This is a genomic window from Azospirillum palustre, from assembly GCF_002573965.1.
In the GTDB taxonomy this organism is placed as follows: Bacteria; Pseudomonadota; Alphaproteobacteria; order Azospirillales; family Azospirillaceae; genus Azospirillum; species Azospirillum palustre.
Map to the genome: position 1 here is coordinate 144,654 of NZ_PDKW01000039.1, position 14,633 is coordinate 159,286.

A 14,633-nucleotide genomic window follows, 5' to 3' on the forward strand; every position below is an offset into this window, starting at 1 on the left:
CGATGGCCGGCAAATCCATTCAGGGACAATCCGTTCAAATCGACTATGCGGTCGAACCGGAGCTGAGCGCGGACGCGTTCATCGACGTTCTGGAACGCTCCGGGCTGGCGGAACGCCGGCCCGTGGGCGACCGCCCCCGGGTGGAGGCGATGCTGCGCAACGCCGGCCTGATCATCACCGCAAGGCACGAAGGCCGGCTGGTCGGCGTCGCCCGTTCGATCACCGACTTCGTCTATTGCTGCTACCTGTCCGATCTCGCCGTCGACCGTGCCCTGCAGGGGCACGGCATCGGCAAGGAACTGATGCGCCGCACCCGCGACGCGGTGGGACCGGGCACCATGTGCCTGCTGCTGTCCGCACCCAAGGCCATCAGCTTCTACGAGCAGGCCGGGCTGAAGCGGCACGAGCAGGCCTTCCTGTTCACCGATCTGGAATAAGACCCCGGACGAAGACACCGGGGGGAGGGGGAGCACCGCCGCCATGCCCGATATCATGAGCAACAGCGCCGTGGCCGACAGCACAATCGACACTGCCGGCCTCGCCATCTCCTATGCCGACGTGGCGGGAGCGGCGGAGCGGATCGCCGGCGTCGCCCATCGCACGCCGGTGCTGACCAGCCGCACCGCCGACACGCTGACCGGCGGCGAGCTGCTGTTCAAGTGCGAGAATTTCCAGCGCACCGGCGCCTTCAAGATCCGCGGCGCCTACAATGCGGTGTCGCGCTTCACCCCGGTGCAGCGCGCGCTGGGTGTCGTCGCCTATTCGTCGGGCAACCATGCCCAGGCGCTGGCGCTGGCGGCGTCGATGCTGAAGGTGAAGTCCACCATCGTCATGCCTGAGGACGCCCCGGCGGCCAAGCTGGCGGCGACGCGCGGCTATGGCGCCGACGTGGTGCTGTACGACCGCTATGCCGAGCCGCCTGACGCCGCCGTCGCCCGCGTGCTGGAGGAGCGGGGCGGCGTGCTGATCCCGCCCTTCGACCATCCGCATGTGATGGCCGGCCAGGGCACCGTCGCCAAGGAGCTGATCGAGGAGGCGGGACGGACAGGCGGGCCGCTCGACCTGCTGGTGGTGCCGACCGGCGGCGGCGGGCTGCTGTCCGGCTGCGTCATCGCCGCCAAGACGCTGAACCCCGGCTGCCGCGTCGTCGGGGTCGAGCCGGAAGCCGGCAACGACGCCCAGCAGAGCCTGCGCAGCGGCGCCATCGTCCGCATCGAGGCGCCCAAGACCATCGCCGACGGCGCCCAGAGCCGTGCGGTCGGCCAGCTGACCTTCCCGGTGATCCAGCGGCTGGTTGACGACATCGTGACCGTCACCGACGACCAGCTGGTCGAGTCGATGCGCTTCTTCGCCAGCCGGATGAAGATGATGGTCGAGCCGACCGGCTGCCTCGCCGCCGCCGCGGTGATGTCCGGCAAGTTTGACGTGCGTGGCAAGCGTGTCGGCATCGTCGTCACCGGCGGCAACGTCGACCTCGCCCGCTTCGCCGCGCTGGTAGCGGGCTGAGTTTCCTCCTCTTTCCGGGAACCGAGTTCCCCCAAGACGTAAGGGATCCCCATTCATGACCGGGAAAGCCATGCGCCTGCCCATCTATCAGGTCGATGCCTTCACCGACCGCGTCTTCGCCGGCAACCCGGCGGCGGTGGTGCCGCTGGAGTCCTGGCTGCCCGATGCGCAGCTCCAGGCCATCGCGGCGGAGAACAATCTGGCGGAGACCGCCTTCTTCATCCGCAGCGGCACGGAGTTCGAACTGCGCTGGTTCACCCCGGCGGTGGAGGTCGAACTGTGCGGCCATGCCACGCTGGCGACCGCCTTCGTCATCTCCACCATCCTGGAGCCGGGCCGCGCGCGCATGGACTTCGCCACCCGGCAGGCCGGCACGCTGACGGTCACCCGCGACGGCGACCGCTACACGCTGGACTTCCCCAACCGCCCGCCCCAGCCGGCGGAGAGCCCCGACCCCACCCTGCTGGCGGCGCTGGGCGGACCGGCCCCGGTCGCGATCCTGAGCGGGCGCGACTATCTGGTGGTCTACGAGTCGGCCGACGCGGTGCGGGCGCTGACGCCGGACATGGCGCTGCTGTCGAAGCTGGACATGTGGGCGGTCTGCGTCACTGCCCCCGGCGATGCCTCGGGAGAGGACGGGGTCGATTTCGTGTCGCGGCTGTTCGCCCCGGCCCAGGGCATTCCGGAGGACCCGGTCACCGGCTCCACCCACTGCATGCTGACGCCCTATTGGGCGGAGCGGCTGGGCAAGACGGTGCTGAAGGCCCGTCAGGTCTCGGCCCGCGGCGGCGAGCTGCTGTGCGAACTGGCCGGCGACCGGGTGAAGATCGGCGGGCAGGCGGTGCTGTATCTCGAAGGCTCGATCCGGGTGTGAGGATAAGATGACTGTCCAGTTCAACCGTGTGGCGCCGATCCTGCCGGTGCGCGACGTGCGTGCGGCACTCGCCCACTACTGGAGCCTCGGCTTCACGGTGACCGCCTATGACGAGGCCGCCGCGGATCCCGTCTACGGCTTCCTCGATTGGAGCGGGGTCGGCCTGCATCTGACCCGCGTTCCGGACCTCGATCCCGAACGCTCGGTCGTCGCCTGCTATCTCTATGTCAGCGACGCCGACGCCCTGCACGCGGCGTGGACGGCGGCAAACGCCGGCGGCCGGCTGACGGCGGTGTCCGACACGCCCTATGGCCTGCGGGAGTTCGCCCACATCGATCCCGACGGCAACCTGCTGCGGGTCGGCTCGGAAGCGGGGAGGGGCGTCGATGGCTGACGATGGAGTCCTTCTGTTCTCCTACGGCACTTTGCAGCAGGAGAATGTGCAACTGGCGTCCTTCGGCCGGCTGCTCGCCGGGCGGGCGGACGCCATGCCGGGCTATCGCTGCGACATGCTGGAGATCACCGATCCCGAGGTGATCCGCACCAGCGGCAAGCGCTTCCACCCCGTGGTCAGTGAAAGCGGCGATCCGGCCGACGAGGTCGCCGGGACCCTGTTCGAGGTTACCAGGCAAGAACTGGCCGCTGCCGATTCCTACGAGGTCGCGGATTACAGGCGTGTCATGGTCCGGCTGCGGTCGGGGGCGGATGCCTGGGTCTATGTGAAGGCGTGAGGGGGCGTCAGGTCTGGCGGGGCCTGACGAAGGATTGCTCGGTCACCTCGGTGCCCCACTGGCTGCCCGGCGATTCGGCGGCAAGGACGAAGCCGGCGGCTTCATAGAGGCGCCGGGCGGCGTCCAGCCCGCGGAAGGTCCAGAGCCGGGTTTCGGCGAAGCCGGCGCGGTCGGCGAAGGCCACCGCTTCATCGAGCAGCCGCCGGCCCAGCCCACCGCCGCGCCGCCCATCCTCGACGATGAACCAGCGCAGATGGGCAATGCGGGGAGCTGGCGCGGGGCCGGACAGGTCCTCGCCGTCGATGGCGATGGTGCCGACGATGCGGTCGCCGTCCAGCGCCGTCCACACGGCGTTGCAGGGGCGGTCGAGCCGCGGCAGGAATTCCGCCAGCCCGGCGGCGACCCTGCTTTCGAAGACGGCGCCGAAGCCATGGGCGCGCGCATAGAACTGCGCATGCATATCCACGGCCCGGCCAATCAGTCCGGGCTGGTAGCCAGGTTCGATGCGCAAGGCCGGGCGCACCGCCAGGGGAGCCGCCGCCTTCGATTCGTTGCCCGGTGTGGCCCGGCGGGCATGCAGGGCATCCGCGTACAGCCGCAGCCCCTCCACCACCATGGCATGGTCGGCGGCAGGCAGGCAGGCCAGGGCGCCGCCGACCTGTTCATGGGCGAAGGCGTCGATGGCGGCCAGCGTCCGCCTCCCCTGGGCGGTCAGGGTGAGCCGTTTCGCCCGTCCATCCGTATCGCTGTTTTCCTCCGCCAGATCCCCGCCGTCGATGAGCTTGCGCAGCATCCGGCTGACGCTCGATTTCTCCAGATTCAGCCGGTCGCACAGGTCCGTCGCGGTCAGGCCGCCGCGGTTGCCGATCTCGATCAGCGCATGCACCGCCGAAGCCGGCAGCTCCGTTCCCGCAAGGGTCGGCTTCATGAAGCCGAGTTCGCGCACGATCCGGCGCGACGCGTCGCGGATCGGCAGGACGGCATCCCTGTTGGCGAGGGGGGCGGAGACGGAGGGCTGGGCAGCCATGGCGGTTCCGGACATGGTTGTATCGTGCAACTATGTCCGGGCCGGTGGCGGCTGTAAAGGCGTCAGGCCGGTCTCACATGATCTTTTCGAAGCGGAACATTTCGCCGCCGCCGGGCAGGCCGGAAGGGCCGGGGGAATGCGGGTCCGGGTGGCGGTCGCTGAAGAACTCGACGATCTTGAAGCCGCACTTGTTGACGTAGAAGTGGATGTTGCGCTTCTCGAAATAGGGGGTGTGCGTCTGCCAGACCCGCGTCCGGGGATAGCGACGCTCCATCGCCACCCAGGCCTTGAAGCCCAATCCCCGGCCATGCTGCGTCGGGGACAGGAATAAGAGGTCGAGGGAGTTGCAGTGCGTCGCCTCGTCGATCACGACGACGGCGCCGCCGACCCGTTCGTCCCTGCACAGGATATGCAGAAGCTCGGTGCCCGGCGCGCCCATCGACTCGTCGAGTTCGTCGCCGGAGGGGATGGAGCCCTCCGGAAGGGAGCCGAACGCCTCGATGACGGCGACCGCGAAGGAGGCCTCCATGTCGGCCTTGAAGGCCGGCAGGTCGTGCGGCTCGACGACCGCGAGCGTGACCTGTGTGTCCTGTGTAACCTGCATTTCCGGTATCTCGAGCCGTCTGCGGTCCGGTCCCGCCTTACGCCTCGCTCTCCATCTTCTGCTCCACCGCGGCGGCCTTGATCGCCTTTTGCAGCTTTTCGAAGGCGCGGACCTCGATCTGGCGGACGCGCTCGCGGCTGATGCCGTATTTCTGCGACAGGTCCTCCAGCGTCGTCGGCGCCTCGCGCAGGCGGCGTTCGGTCAGGATGTCGCGTTCGCGGTCGTTGAGCGCGGTCATGGCGTTCGCCAGCAGCTTGCGGCGCTTGCCCAGCTCCTCGCGGTCGGCCAGCGTGATTTCCTGGCTGGCGGTCTCGTCGACCAGGAAATCCTGCCATTCGCCCTCGCTCTCGGCCCGCAGGGGCGCGTTCAGCGAATGGTCGGGGCTGGCCAGCCGCCGGTTCATGTTGACGACGTCCTGCTCCGGCACGTCCAGCTTGGTGGCGATGGCCTGGACCTGCTCGGGCGACAGGTCGCCCTCCTCGATGGCCTGCATCTGGCCCTTCAGCCGGCGCAGGTTGAAGAACAGCTTCTTCTGCGCGGCGGTGGTGCCCATCTTGACCAGCGACCAGCTGTGCAGGATGTATTCCTGGATCGCCGCGCGAATCCACCACATGGCGTAGGTCGCCAGCCGGAAGCCGCGGTCGGGGTCGAACCGCTTCACCGCCTGCATCATGCCGACATTGCCTTCGGAGATCAGCTCCGACAACGGCAGGCCGTAGCCGCGGTAGCCCATGGCGATCTTGGCCACCAGCCGCAGGTGGCTGGTGACGAGCTGGTGGGCGGCGCCGGAATCCTCATGCTGCTGCCAGCTCTTGGCCAGCATGTATTCCTGCTGCGGCTCCAGCATCGGGAACTTGCGGATCTCCTGGAGATAGCGGGACAGATTGCTCTCGGACCCGATCGCCGGAAGGTTGGATGCCGTCGCCATGGTAAAACCCCTTTCCTGCCAGCCGGCGTTCCCATCCGAAGGATTTCAGGGGCCGCCGCCGTTCTTCAGCGCGGGTTCCATAGGCCCCTCGCAATGAGCGGGCGGAGGAACCTCGCCATTGACGCCGAGTCTAACCAAGAAACATTTTCCGGTGTACCGTTTTAAACCGACTCAAGGGTGACAATTAGTTCATGAATGTCCGCCGGAATTGAGGAGTGGAATGCCACAATTTCGCCACTAACCGGATGACGGAAGGTCAGGGCCGCGGCATGCAGCGCCTGGCGCGGAAACCCGACAAGGCTGGACCGCACCGGCTCATGAAGCAGCGAGGCGAATTTGCCGCCCGGCCGCCCCGACCGCCCGCGGCCATAGAGCGGATCGCCGACCAGCGGATGGCCGATGTGGGTCAGGTGGACGCGGATCTGGTGGGTGCGCCCGGTCTCCAGCACGCATTCGACCAGCGAGGCCGCCATGCCGAAGCTCTTCACCACCCGGTACTTGGTTCCGGCCGGCTTCCCGCCGCCGGTGACCACCGCCATCTTCTTGCGGTCGGCGCTGCTGCGGCCGATGTTGCCCTCGATCCGGCCGTGGGTCGGGTTGGGCACGCCCCAGACCAGCGCCAGATAGGTGCGGCTGAGCGTGCGGTCGGCGAACTGGTCCGACAGGCCATGGTGGGCGCGGTCGTTCTTGGCCACCACCATCAGGCCGCTGGTGTCCTTGTCCAGCCGGTGGACGATGCCGGGCCGCCGCACCCCGCCGATGCCGGACAGGCTGTCGCCGCAATGGGCCAGCAGGGCGTTGACCAGCGTGCCGTCGGGATTGCCGGCGGCGGGATGCACCACGAGGCCGGCCGGCTTGTCGATCACCAGCACGTCGGCATCCTCGTAGACCACGTCGAGCGGGATGTCCTGCGCCACCGGTTCGGCGGCCTCCGCGCCGGGAACCTGCACCTCGAAGGTCTGGCCGGGTTTGACCCTCAGGGACGCGTCCGTTATCGTCCGGCCGTCGCCGCGCACGCAGCCCTGTTCCAGCAGGGCCTGCACGCGCGACCGCGACAGGTCCGGCAGGCCCGCTGCCAACGCCTTGTCCAGCCGCTGGCCCGCCGCCTCGTCGGGGATGGTGCAGGCGAGCAGCCGGGGGGCGGTGTCGGCGGGGGAGCCGGCGTCGTCGTCCGCATCGAGCAAATCGTCGGGCAAATCGTCGGACAGGTCATCTGGCATATCGGCTGGCATCGGCTTCGCGCATCGCGTCCTGTTTCAATCGTCCGGGAGTGGACCCCAAACCGTGCAGATCCTCAAGGCACTCATCGTCATCATGGGCGTTCTCATCCTCGCCGGCTTCACCTTTCTGGGGGTGGAGCTGTACAAGCGGATGTCGGACCCCAACCGCGCCTCGCTGACCGCCACCGCCCCGGCGCCCGTTCCGGCCGAGCGCCCCGCCGAGGTGACGCTGGACGTTCCGGCCGGCGCCCGCATCGGCGAGATGCTGGTGGCCGGCAACCGCGTCCTGTTCAAGGTGACCCTGCCGCAGGGGCCGGACCGCCTGTATCTGATCGACCCGCGCAACGGCGCCGTCACCGCGACGGTTACCGCCGGCAAGTGAGCGTTTCCCCCTATCCGGACACAGATGATGCATGATTTCCGCAGCGACAACGTCGCCGGTGCCGCCCCGCAGGTGATGACGGCGCTGGCCGCCGCGTCCTCCGGCACCGCCTCGCCCTATGGCAACGATCCCTGGACCGCGCGGGTGACCGAGCGGCTGTGCGCGATCTTCGAGACCGAGGTCGCCGTCTTCCCCGTCGCCACCGGCACGGCGGCCAATTCGCTGGCGCTGTCGGCGCTGGTGCCGCCCTATGGCGCGGTGCTGTGCCATGACGAGGCGCACATCGCCATCGACGAATGCGGCGCGCCGGAGTTCTTCACCGGCGGCGCCAAGCTGGTCCCGCTGGCCGGCGCGCACGGCAAGCTGACGCCGGACGCGGTGCAGCGGCACATCGCCAAGGCCGGCGTCGGCGTCGTCCACCGCGTCCAGCCCGCCGCCCTCAGCCTGACCCAGGCGACGGAGGCCGGCACCGTCTATACCCCGGCGGAGGTCGAGGCGCTGGTCGAGGCCGCCCATGCCAACGGCATGGCCGTGCATATGGACGGCGCCCGCTTCGCCAACGCCATCGCCCGGCTGGGCTGCAAGCCGGCCGAGGTGACGTGGCGCGCCGGGGTCGACGTGCTGACGCTGGGCGGCACCAAGGGCGGCTGCCTCGCCGCCGAGGCGGTGGTGTTCTTCAACCCGGCGATGGCCGAGGATTTCGGCTTCGGCCGCAAGCGCGGCGGCCATCTGGTGTCGAAGATGCGCTTCCTGTCGGCGCAGCTCGACGCCTGGCTGGAGGACGGGCTGTGGCTGCGTCTGGCCGCCCACGCCAACGCCATGGCCGACCGGCTGGCCGCCGGGCTGATGGCGCTGCCCGGCGTCGAACTGGCCCATCCGGTGGAGGCCAACGAGCTGTTCGTCCGCCTGCCGGCGGCCTATGCGGAGGCGCTGGAGGCGGCGGGCTACGGCTTCTACCGCTGGGACGACGGCACGGCGCGGTTCGTGACGGCGTTCGACACGCCGGCGGCCGTGGTGGACGGATTGCTGGATATTTTGCGCCGACTCTAAGAAAAGGCTTGATCGGCGGGGCTGGCTTGGTTAGAAACCCGCCCACGCCGATGACGTCCCCATCGTCTAGAGGCCTAGGACACCGCCCTCTCACGGCGGTAACAGGGGTTCGACTCCCCTTGGGGACGCCGTCCCCATCGTCTAGAGGCCTAGGACACCGCCCTCTCACGGCGGTAACAGGGGTTCGACTCCCCTTGGGGACGCCATCCACGCGCTGGATGAGTTTTGTGAGCGCGGGCTTGAAGGTACAACGTCCCCGTCGTCTAGAGGCCTAGGACACCGCCCTTTCACGGCGGCGACACGGGTTCGACTCCCGTCGGGGACGCCACTTCTCTGCCGTAAAATCCCGGCTGCCTTGCAAACATCTTTACGCATGAAAATGCGATAAAAGCGGTCGTCCAAACATCATTTTTGATGTACCTCTTTCGGCTTGGTCCACGTCTGAACGGATGTGCCGAAACAGGATTCCTATGGATCGCACCGAATTCGAGCGTCTTCGGGATATGCGTGGAAAGCGGATCGTCGGAGACATCCGTCTGGAACGACGCAGCGAAATTTCCGTTGCCTGGGAAGCACGGGACATTCCGATCATCAATGCCGATGGTGTGGAAGCGCGCCTCAATGTGCAGTTGGTCGCCGAAACAGGGGCGAAGACTTTAAACGTAAAAATTCCGGGCGTCGGCCCGATCTGCAGGCTGGAGGTCGACAGCCGCCCCCACAAGCCGGCAGGCAGAAGCCACAAGCACTCTCTGCATCACCCGGATTGTCCGCGGCATAACCTGAAACAGGACGTTGTAGATCGCGGCGACCTCGATGGTCGTTCCCTGAAAGAGGTGTTTGACGCGTTTTGCCGGATGGCCCACATAGTTCATGATGGCTCGTTGATCCTGCCACCCGACTTGGCTGGAATGTGAGGAGGGCTGGGAAGATGATGGAGTTGACCGAAGTAAAGGACTTCTTCAAATCCTGCCCGCTTGTCGAGGAGATCGACATGCTTCCAAAAGGTCATATTCGGATTTCGACTGCATTTCGCTATCCGGATGGCTCGTCGGTGGACGTTTTTATCGCAGACCGGACGTGCCTGTTGTCGAAAGTGATGCCGATGACCTTAACAGACTTCGGTAATACATTCCTCTGGCTCGACCAGATGGACATTCGGCCTCTGCGTTCAGCCCGGCGCAGGCGCTTGACGTTGGATATTTTGGAAACGCATGGCATCGCGCATTCAAAGGGAGTGCTTTCCTGCAACGTTACACCACAGGAGTTGGCGATAGGGGTGATCCGATTGGGGCAGGCATGCATTCGAGTGGCTGACCTGATTTTCACTCATAGAATTGCAAGTCAAGGAAGCTTCCAAGAAGAAGTTGAAAGCATAATTGAAGATGTTTCATTGGACTATGAGCAAAACGCTAAGATAATTGGGAGGGGCGATGTCATCGTTCCTGTCGACTTTCTTGTTCATTCGTCGGGGTTGGAGACGGCGATTTTTACTCTTCCGGCGGAAAGCAGTCATACAAGCGTCGCCAAGGCGCGTGCCGAGAATGTATTTGCCCGCTGTTATGATCTGAGAGATTGGCGGGGGCAACGCGTGGCGGCGCTCGATGACCGGCGCCTGCTTTACCGCGATGAAGACATTGGGCGAATTCGTGAAGTCGCCACGATCGTTCCAATTTCCCAACCGGAAGCAATGCGTGATTTGCTGCTGGCCGCTTGAACGATCAATGAGGCGGGGGAGCCAAAGTGATCGTGCAGTTGTGGATGCGGGGTTTCCTTTGCTGGAAACTTGAGGCGCTTTGAAGGCAAACCTATTCCCCCAGCACCCCCGTCTGATACAGCGTCACCCGGATCCCCCCGTTCGACACCGACACTCCGCCCTCTTGGAACGGCAGTTCCGTTGCCTTCGCCAGGGCGGCTTCGTTGGTGATGATGCCCACGCGCCAGCCGGCGAAGCGGGTTTTCAGCGTCTGGCCCATGGCGTGGTAGAGCGGGATCAGGGACTTGCCCTCGCCGATGCGGGCGCCGTAGGGCGGGTTGACGATGACGAGGCCGGCGGGACCCTCCGGCGGGGTCAGGTCGCTGATGGCGTGGTGGGCGAAGTCGGTCCAGGCGCCGACGCCGGCCCGCTCGGCATTGGCGCGGCTCATCGTGATGGCGCCGGCATCGCGGTCGCTGCCGTAGAAGCGGACCGGCGGCGGCGTCGCCGTGCCGGTGCTGCCGCGCAGGCTCTGCCAGCGGGCGGGATCGAAAGTGGCGAGCTGCTCGAAGGCGAAGGAGCGGGAGCGGCCGGGCTTCAGGCCGGCGGCGATCTCGGCGGCCTCGATGACGAAGGTGCCGGACCCGCACATCGGATCCACCACCGGGACCGGCGCGCGCCCGTCATAACCGCACTGGCGCAGGAACAGGGCCGCCAGCGTCTCGCGCATCGGCGCCTTGTTGACCACCTCCTTGTGGCCGCGCTTGTGCAGCGACTCGCCAGAGCTGTCGACGCTGATGGTGCAGAGGTCGTCGTCGATGCGCGCCTTGATCTGGACGGCACGCGTATCGTCTTCCGGAGCGTCCTTGTCGGCGGACTTTCCGGTCTTCTTGGGGGCTGCCTTGACGATGGGGGCGCCGAGTTCCTCGGCGATGGCGCGCTCGATGCGCTGGGCGGCGGCGCCGGCATGGTAGATGCGGGACGCCTTGCAGGAGGCCTCGACCCGCACCGGCACGTCGGCGCGCAGGATCTCAGCCCAGGGAACGCGGCGGGCGCGCTTGTCCAACTGCGCCAGATGCAGGGCGCGGAAGCTGGCGATGCGCGCCAGAACGCGGGTGGCGCCGCGCAGCTCCAGATTGGCGCGCCAGACCTCCGGCCAGCCGCCGGTGACCGTCACCCCGCCCTTCACCATGGTGGGATCGGTGAAGCCGCGGTCGCTGGCCTCCGCGCACAGCACGGGTTCCAGGCCGGGGGCGGCCACCAGGAAAATCTCGAAAGGCTGGGCGGGGCTGGTCGGGTCGGTGTTCATGCGACTACATAGCCCGAAGGGCCGGGTTCCATCGACAGGATTCTCGCAAAACGGCCGGATGTCGCTGGCGCGAAGTCCGGCTGTTGACGCCGGAGTGCCGGCCCCTATGATCGGATTGGAACACGAACAATCAAGCCGGCTTGCGATTCCGAACATCGGATGGGCCGGACATCAGGGGAGGATCCTCGACATGACCACCACCGAGACCGCCAACTGGCCCGCCGACCTGCTGGCGCAGGAGTTCTGCGGCAAACGGGTGCTGGTCACCGGCAGCAGCCGCGGCATCGGTGCGGCGGTGGCGGCGGCCTTCGCCCAGCTCGGCGCCCGCGTCGCCATCCATGGCCGCGACCAAGCGGCGGTGGAAGCGGTGGCGGCGGCGATGGGAGACGGCGTGATCGGGCTGGCCGGCGACTTCGCCGACAAGGGGCAGACCCGCGCGGTGGTGGAGCAGGCAATCGACCGGCTGGGCGGGCTGGACGTGCTGGTCAACAATGCCGGCACCATGCTGGGCCGGGTGGCGCTGGCCGACATCGACGACGGCTTCCTGCAGGAGCAGTTCGACCTGAACGCCGCCTCGGCGGTCGTCGCCAGCCGCAGCGCCCTGCCGGCGCTGATCGCGTCCAGGGGGGCCATCGTCAACACCGGGTCGATCTCCGGCCGCACCGGGGGCAGTGCCGGCTCGTCGCTCTACAGCGCCGCCAAGGCCTTCCAGGCCAGCCTCGCCCGCTCGCTGGCGACGGAGCTGGCGCCGCACGGCATCCGCGTCAACGCGGTGTCGCCCGGCACCATCGACACCGACTTCCACCAGCGCTATTCGACCGCCGACAAGCTGGCGCAGACCGCGGTGCGCATTCCGCTGAAACGGCTGGGCACGGCGGAGGATTGCGTCGGCGCCTACCTGTTCCTCGCGTCGAACCGGCTGGCCGGATACATCACCGGCCAGACGATAGAGGTGAATGGCGGTCAGTTCTATAACTAATGGGCGAAACTTCGCAAATGCGAAGGTCGAGCTTTGGCAAAATGCAAAGCGATCTCAATGATTTTGGCAAATTGCGAAGGATGCGAACGGCTTTCATTGGAGAAACGGCGATTTCGCAGGATAAAAAAACATCGCGGCGTTAAGAGAGCTTTGGCATTGTTCTTGTAGAGTACCTCGTCGACAACCGGTCATCCGAAAGATCGGAGATGGACCCACAACCGGGTCACGAGCAGCCGGATCAGAAGACGAGGGTCCCAGTCATGAACGCCCGCAGCCCCAGCCAGCAGACCGCAGCCCGGCCGACCAAGGCCGGTCCCTTCGCCAACCTGCGCACTGCGACCAAGATCTACACCGGCTTCGGCGTCACGCTGGCGCTTCTGGTCGGGCTGGGGGCGGTATCGTGGAGCGGCTTGCGGTCCAGCGACGACGCGCTCCGCCGCTATGCGGCGCAGTCGCACGTCGCGATGGCGGTGGCGGAGGCCGATACCAACATCGCCGATGCGCTGGGGGCGGCGGAGGAGTTCGTCTCCAGCGGATCCGGCGATGTGGCCAACCGCTTCCGCGGCGAAATGGACAAGTTCCGCCGGAAGCAGGAGGAGGCCACGGCGCGGATGACCGATGCCGGCGACCGTCAGGCGGCGCAGGAGATCGCCACCCTGCACCAGACGCTGACCGCCGGCTTCGACCGGCTGGTCGCCGCACGGACGGAGCGCGATTCCATCGTCGCGTCGGTGGTGAACACGCTGGGCGCCGACATCCGCCGCACGCTGAGCGAGACCGTCAAGGCGGAGAAGGATGGCGGCGATCTGGACCGCACGGTGCGGGCCGCCGACGTCAGCGAACAGTTCCTGCTGGTCCGCGTGCTGGTCGCCCGCTTCGTCGCCGAAACCAAGGCGGAGGATCTGGCACGCATCCGCAAGGATCTGGGCGACCTGACGGGGAAGGCGAACGGCTTGCGCGATGGCATCGCCGACGGCCCGGTCAAGGCCAAGCTGTCGGACGCGGTCGCCAAGCTGCCGGCCTATGGCGCCGGCATCGACCGCATCGCCGTGCTGAGCGACCAGCTGAAGTCGCTGAACGGCGAGACGCTGGGCAAGGCCGGCAAGCAGATCAACGACAAGATCGGCCTGATCCGCGACCATTCCAACAGCTTCCTGGCGCAGCTGGAGGTCACCGCCGCCGCCGAGGTGTCGGCGGCGGAAGCGCGCGGCACCGCCGTCACGGCGGTCGCCGTTCTGCTCGGCCTGCTGCTGGCCTGGGCGATCTCGCGGGCGATCACCAGGCCGCTCGGCAACATCACGCGGGAAATGGGCCGGCTGGCCGAGGGCGACCTGACGGTGACCGTCACCGACGACGACCGCCGCGACGAGATCGGCGCGCTGGCCCGCGCGCTCCAGATCTTCAAGACGAACGCGCTGGAGATGGAGCGGATGCGCAAGGCGCAGGAGGAAAGCGAGCGGCAGGCCGCCGCCCAGCGCCGACAGACGATGATGCAGATGGCCGACACCTTCGAACGGACGGTGAAGGGCATCGTCGACACCGTCGCCAACGCCGCCACCGGCATGCGCGACGCCGCGACGGAGCTGACCGCCACCGCGCATGAGGCGAGCGAGCGCTCGCTGCTCGTCGCCTCGGCCTCCGAACAGGCGTCCGCCAATGTGCAGACCGTCGCCACCGCGACGGAGGAGCTGTCGGCCTCGATCTCCGAGATCGGCCAGCAGGTGGAGAACTCCACCCGCATCGCCACCCAGGCGGTGGCCGACGCCACCGGCGCCGACCGCACCATGCGCGATCTGGTCACCGCCGCCGAGCAGATCGGCGCCGTGGTCGAACTGATCAGCGGCATCGCCGCCCAGACCAACCTTTTGGCGCTGAACGCCACCATCGAGGCGGCGCGGGCCGGCGAGGCCGGCAAGGGCTTCGCCGTGGTGGCGAGCGAGGTGAAGGCGCTGGCCAACCAGACCGCCAAGGCCACCGACGAGATCCAGACCAAGGTGCAGGAAATCCAGCAGACCACCGGCGGCGCCCAGAAGGCCATCGGCAGCATCGGCAAGACCATCGGCCACATGAGCGAGATCACCACCGCCATCGCCGCCGCCATCGAGGAACAGGCCGCCGCCACCCGCGAGATCGCCTCCAGCGTGACCCAGGCCGCCCAGGGCACCGAGGAGGTGTCGAGCAACATCGCCGGCGTCAGCACGGCGGTGCACGAGACCGGCGACGCCGCCGGCCGCGTCCACGGCACCTCGCAGGAACTGGCCGTCGAGGCCGAGCGCCTGCGCAAGGAGGTGGGAACCTTCATCGCGACGGTGCGGGCGGCGTAACGCCCG

At 67.4% G+C, this 14,633-nt stretch carries 16 protein-coding genes and 3 tRNA genes; 14 read left to right on the forward strand and 5 right to left on the reverse strand.

The genetic code is table 11. The annotated features are described in order from the left end of the window. Positions 1-2: 2 nt before the first annotated feature. From CRT60_RS06825 to CRT60_RS06845, 5 genes are read left to right on the forward strand one after another with little or no spacing between them, the layout of a single operon-like run. On the forward strand, positions 3-437 hold the full coding sequence (locus tag CRT60_RS06825) for a GNAT family N-acetyltransferase (RefSeq protein WP_098735688.1): 435 nt from the start codon (positions 3-5) through the stop codon (positions 435-437). A 43-nt stretch (positions 438-480) separates the two neighbouring features. After that, complete coding sequence (locus CRT60_RS06830; protein ID WP_098735689.1) at positions 481-1,506, forward strand: threo-3-hydroxy-L-aspartate ammonia-lyase; 1,026 nt, start codon at positions 481-483, stop codon at positions 1,504-1,506. A gap of 55 nt (positions 1,507-1,561) precedes the next feature. Beyond that, on the forward strand, positions 1,562-2,380 hold the full coding sequence (locus CRT60_RS06835) for a PhzF family phenazine biosynthesis protein (protein WP_244592325.1): 819 nt from the start codon (positions 1,562-1,564) through the stop codon (positions 2,378-2,380). A gap of 7 nt (positions 2,381-2,387) precedes the next feature. Beyond that, positions 2,388-2,774, forward strand: coding sequence for a bleomycin resistance protein (locus tag CRT60_RS06840; protein WP_098735691.1), 387 nt, complete (start codon positions 2,388-2,390; stop codon positions 2,772-2,774). Further along, the gene (locus CRT60_RS06845) at positions 2,767-3,111 is read left to right on the forward strand and encodes a gamma-glutamylcyclotransferase family protein (RefSeq protein WP_098735692.1); all 345 of its coding nucleotides are present in this window, start codon (positions 2,767-2,769) and stop codon (positions 3,109-3,111) included. The genes CRT60_RS06840 and CRT60_RS06845 overlap by 8 nt, the downstream gene beginning before the upstream one ends. 7 nt (positions 3,112-3,118) lie before the next feature. Here CRT60_RS06845 and CRT60_RS06850 read toward each other — a convergent pair whose 3' ends face one another. The 4 genes from CRT60_RS06850 to CRT60_RS06865 form a co-directional block, all read right to left on the reverse strand. After that, positions 3,119-4,138 (reverse strand): MarR family winged helix-turn-helix transcriptional regulator, encoded by a 1,020-nt coding sequence (locus tag CRT60_RS06850; RefSeq protein ID WP_098736237.1) that lies wholly within the window; start codon positions 4,136-4,138, stop codon positions 3,119-3,121. 73 nt (positions 4,139-4,211) lie between these two features. Beyond that, a complete protein-coding gene (locus CRT60_RS06855; protein WP_098735693.1) occupies positions 4,212-4,742 on the reverse strand; it encodes a GNAT family N-acetyltransferase in 531 nt (176 codons plus the stop codon). Between the two features lie 37 nt (positions 4,743-4,779). Beyond that, positions 4,780-5,670 carry an RNA polymerase sigma factor RpoH gene (gene rpoH / locus CRT60_RS06860; RefSeq protein ID WP_098735694.1) on the reverse strand — a complete coding sequence of 297 codons (891 nt, stop codon included), beginning with the start codon at positions 5,668-5,670 and terminating at the stop codon, positions 4,780-4,782. A gap of 161 nt (positions 5,671-5,831) precedes the next feature. Next, positions 5,832-6,890, reverse strand: a complete 1,059-nt coding sequence (locus CRT60_RS06865; protein ID WP_244592326.1) for an RluA family pseudouridine synthase — start codon at positions 6,888-6,890, stop codon at positions 5,832-5,834. A 64-nt stretch (positions 6,891-6,954) separates the two neighbouring features. Between CRT60_RS06865 and CRT60_RS06870 the strand changes: the two genes are divergently transcribed. From CRT60_RS06870 to CRT60_RS06900, 7 genes are all read left to right on the forward strand, one after another. Continuing rightward, on the forward strand, positions 6,955-7,272 hold the full coding sequence (locus CRT60_RS06870; protein ID WP_098735696.1) for a hypothetical protein: 318 nt from the start codon (positions 6,955-6,957) through the stop codon (positions 7,270-7,272). A gap of 27 nt (positions 7,273-7,299) precedes the next feature. Continuing rightward, complete coding sequence (locus CRT60_RS06875) at positions 7,300-8,322, forward strand: threonine aldolase family protein (protein WP_098736238.1); 1,023 nt, start codon at positions 7,300-7,302, stop codon at positions 8,320-8,322. A gap of 55 nt (positions 8,323-8,377) precedes the next feature. Further along, positions 8,378-8,450: transfer RNA gene (locus CRT60_RS06880), tRNA-Glu, on the forward strand. 2 nt (positions 8,451-8,452) lie between these two features. Continuing rightward, positions 8,453-8,528 (forward strand) — tRNA-Glu (locus CRT60_RS06885). A 46-nt stretch (positions 8,529-8,574) separates the two neighbouring features. Next, a tRNA-Glu gene (locus tag CRT60_RS06890) sits at positions 8,575-8,650 on the forward strand. 142 nt (positions 8,651-8,792) lie between these two features. Next, positions 8,793-9,236, forward strand: a complete 444-nt coding sequence (locus tag CRT60_RS35565; protein ID WP_143273148.1) for a hypothetical protein — start codon at positions 8,793-8,795, stop codon at positions 9,234-9,236. 14 nt (positions 9,237-9,250) lie between these two features. Beyond that, a complete protein-coding gene (locus CRT60_RS06900) occupies positions 9,251-10,036 on the forward strand; it encodes a DUF1828 domain-containing protein (RefSeq protein ID WP_098735698.1) in 786 nt (261 codons plus the stop codon). Between the two features lie 91 nt (positions 10,037-10,127). Here CRT60_RS06900 and CRT60_RS06905 read toward each other — a convergent pair whose 3' ends face one another. Then, positions 10,128-11,324 carry a THUMP domain-containing class I SAM-dependent RNA methyltransferase gene (locus CRT60_RS06905; RefSeq protein WP_098735699.1) on the reverse strand — a complete coding sequence of 399 codons (1,197 nt, stop codon included), beginning with the start codon at positions 11,322-11,324 and terminating at the stop codon, positions 10,128-10,130. A gap of 190 nt (positions 11,325-11,514) precedes the next feature. Here CRT60_RS06905 and CRT60_RS06910 point away from each other — a divergent pair, with 190 nt between their 5' ends. Beyond that, positions 11,515-12,303, forward strand: coding sequence for an SDR family NAD(P)-dependent oxidoreductase (locus CRT60_RS06910; protein ID WP_098735700.1), 789 nt, complete (start codon positions 11,515-11,517; stop codon positions 12,301-12,303). A gap of 260 nt (positions 12,304-12,563) precedes the next feature. Beyond that, entirely contained in the window at positions 12,564-14,627 is a 2,064-nt protein-coding gene (locus CRT60_RS06915; RefSeq protein ID WP_098735701.1) for a methyl-accepting chemotaxis protein, read from the forward strand. Positions 14,628-14,633 lie beyond the last annotated feature (6 nt).

Excerpts from the sequence above, each read along its gene's own strand:
- CRT60_RS06825 (WP_098735688.1), top strand. The coding sequence starts at position 3 with ATGGCCGGCAAATCCATTCAGGGACAATCCGTTCAAATCGACTATGCG.
- CRT60_RS06830 (WP_098735689.1), top strand. The coding sequence starts at position 481 with ATGCCCGATATCATGAGCAACAGCGCCGTGGCCGACAGCACAATCGAC.
- CRT60_RS06835 (WP_244592325.1), top strand. The coding sequence starts at position 1,562 with ATGACCGGGAAAGCCATGCGCCTGCCCATCTATCAGGTCGATGCCTTC.
- CRT60_RS06840 (WP_098735691.1), top strand. The coding sequence starts at position 2,388 with ATGACTGTCCAGTTCAACCGTGTGGCGCCGATCCTGCCGGTGCGCGAC.
- CRT60_RS06845 (WP_098735692.1), top strand. The coding sequence starts at position 2,767 with ATGGCTGACGATGGAGTCCTTCTGTTCTCCTACGGCACTTTGCAGCAG.
- CRT60_RS06850 (WP_098736237.1), bottom strand. The coding sequence starts at position 4,138 with ATGGCTGCCCAGCCCTCCGTCTCCGCCCCCCTCGCCAACAGGGATGCC.
- CRT60_RS06855 (WP_098735693.1), bottom strand. The coding sequence starts at position 4,742 with ATGCAGGTTACACAGGACACACAGGTCACGCTCGCGGTCGTCGAGCCG.
- rpoH (WP_098735694.1), bottom strand. The coding sequence starts at position 5,670 with ATGGCGACGGCATCCAACCTTCCGGCGATCGGGTCCGAGAGCAATCTG.
- CRT60_RS06865 (WP_244592326.1), bottom strand. The coding sequence starts at position 6,890 with ATGCCAGATGACCTGTCCGACGATTTGCCCGACGATTTGCTCGATGCG.
- CRT60_RS06875 (WP_098736238.1), top strand. The coding sequence starts at position 7,300 with ATGCATGATTTCCGCAGCGACAACGTCGCCGGTGCCGCCCCGCAGGTG.
- CRT60_RS35565 (WP_143273148.1), top strand. The coding sequence starts at position 8,793 with ATGGATCGCACCGAATTCGAGCGTCTTCGGGATATGCGTGGAAAGCGG.
- CRT60_RS06900 (WP_098735698.1), top strand. The coding sequence starts at position 9,251 with ATGATGGAGTTGACCGAAGTAAAGGACTTCTTCAAATCCTGCCCGCTT.
- CRT60_RS06905 (WP_098735699.1), bottom strand. The coding sequence starts at position 11,324 with ATGAACACCGACCCGACCAGCCCCGCCCAGCCTTTCGAGATTTTCCTG.
- CRT60_RS06910 (WP_098735700.1), top strand. The coding sequence starts at position 11,515 with ATGACCACCACCGAGACCGCCAACTGGCCCGCCGACCTGCTGGCGCAG.
- CRT60_RS06915 (WP_098735701.1), top strand. The coding sequence starts at position 12,564 with ATGAACGCCCGCAGCCCCAGCCAGCAGACCGCAGCCCGGCCGACCAAG.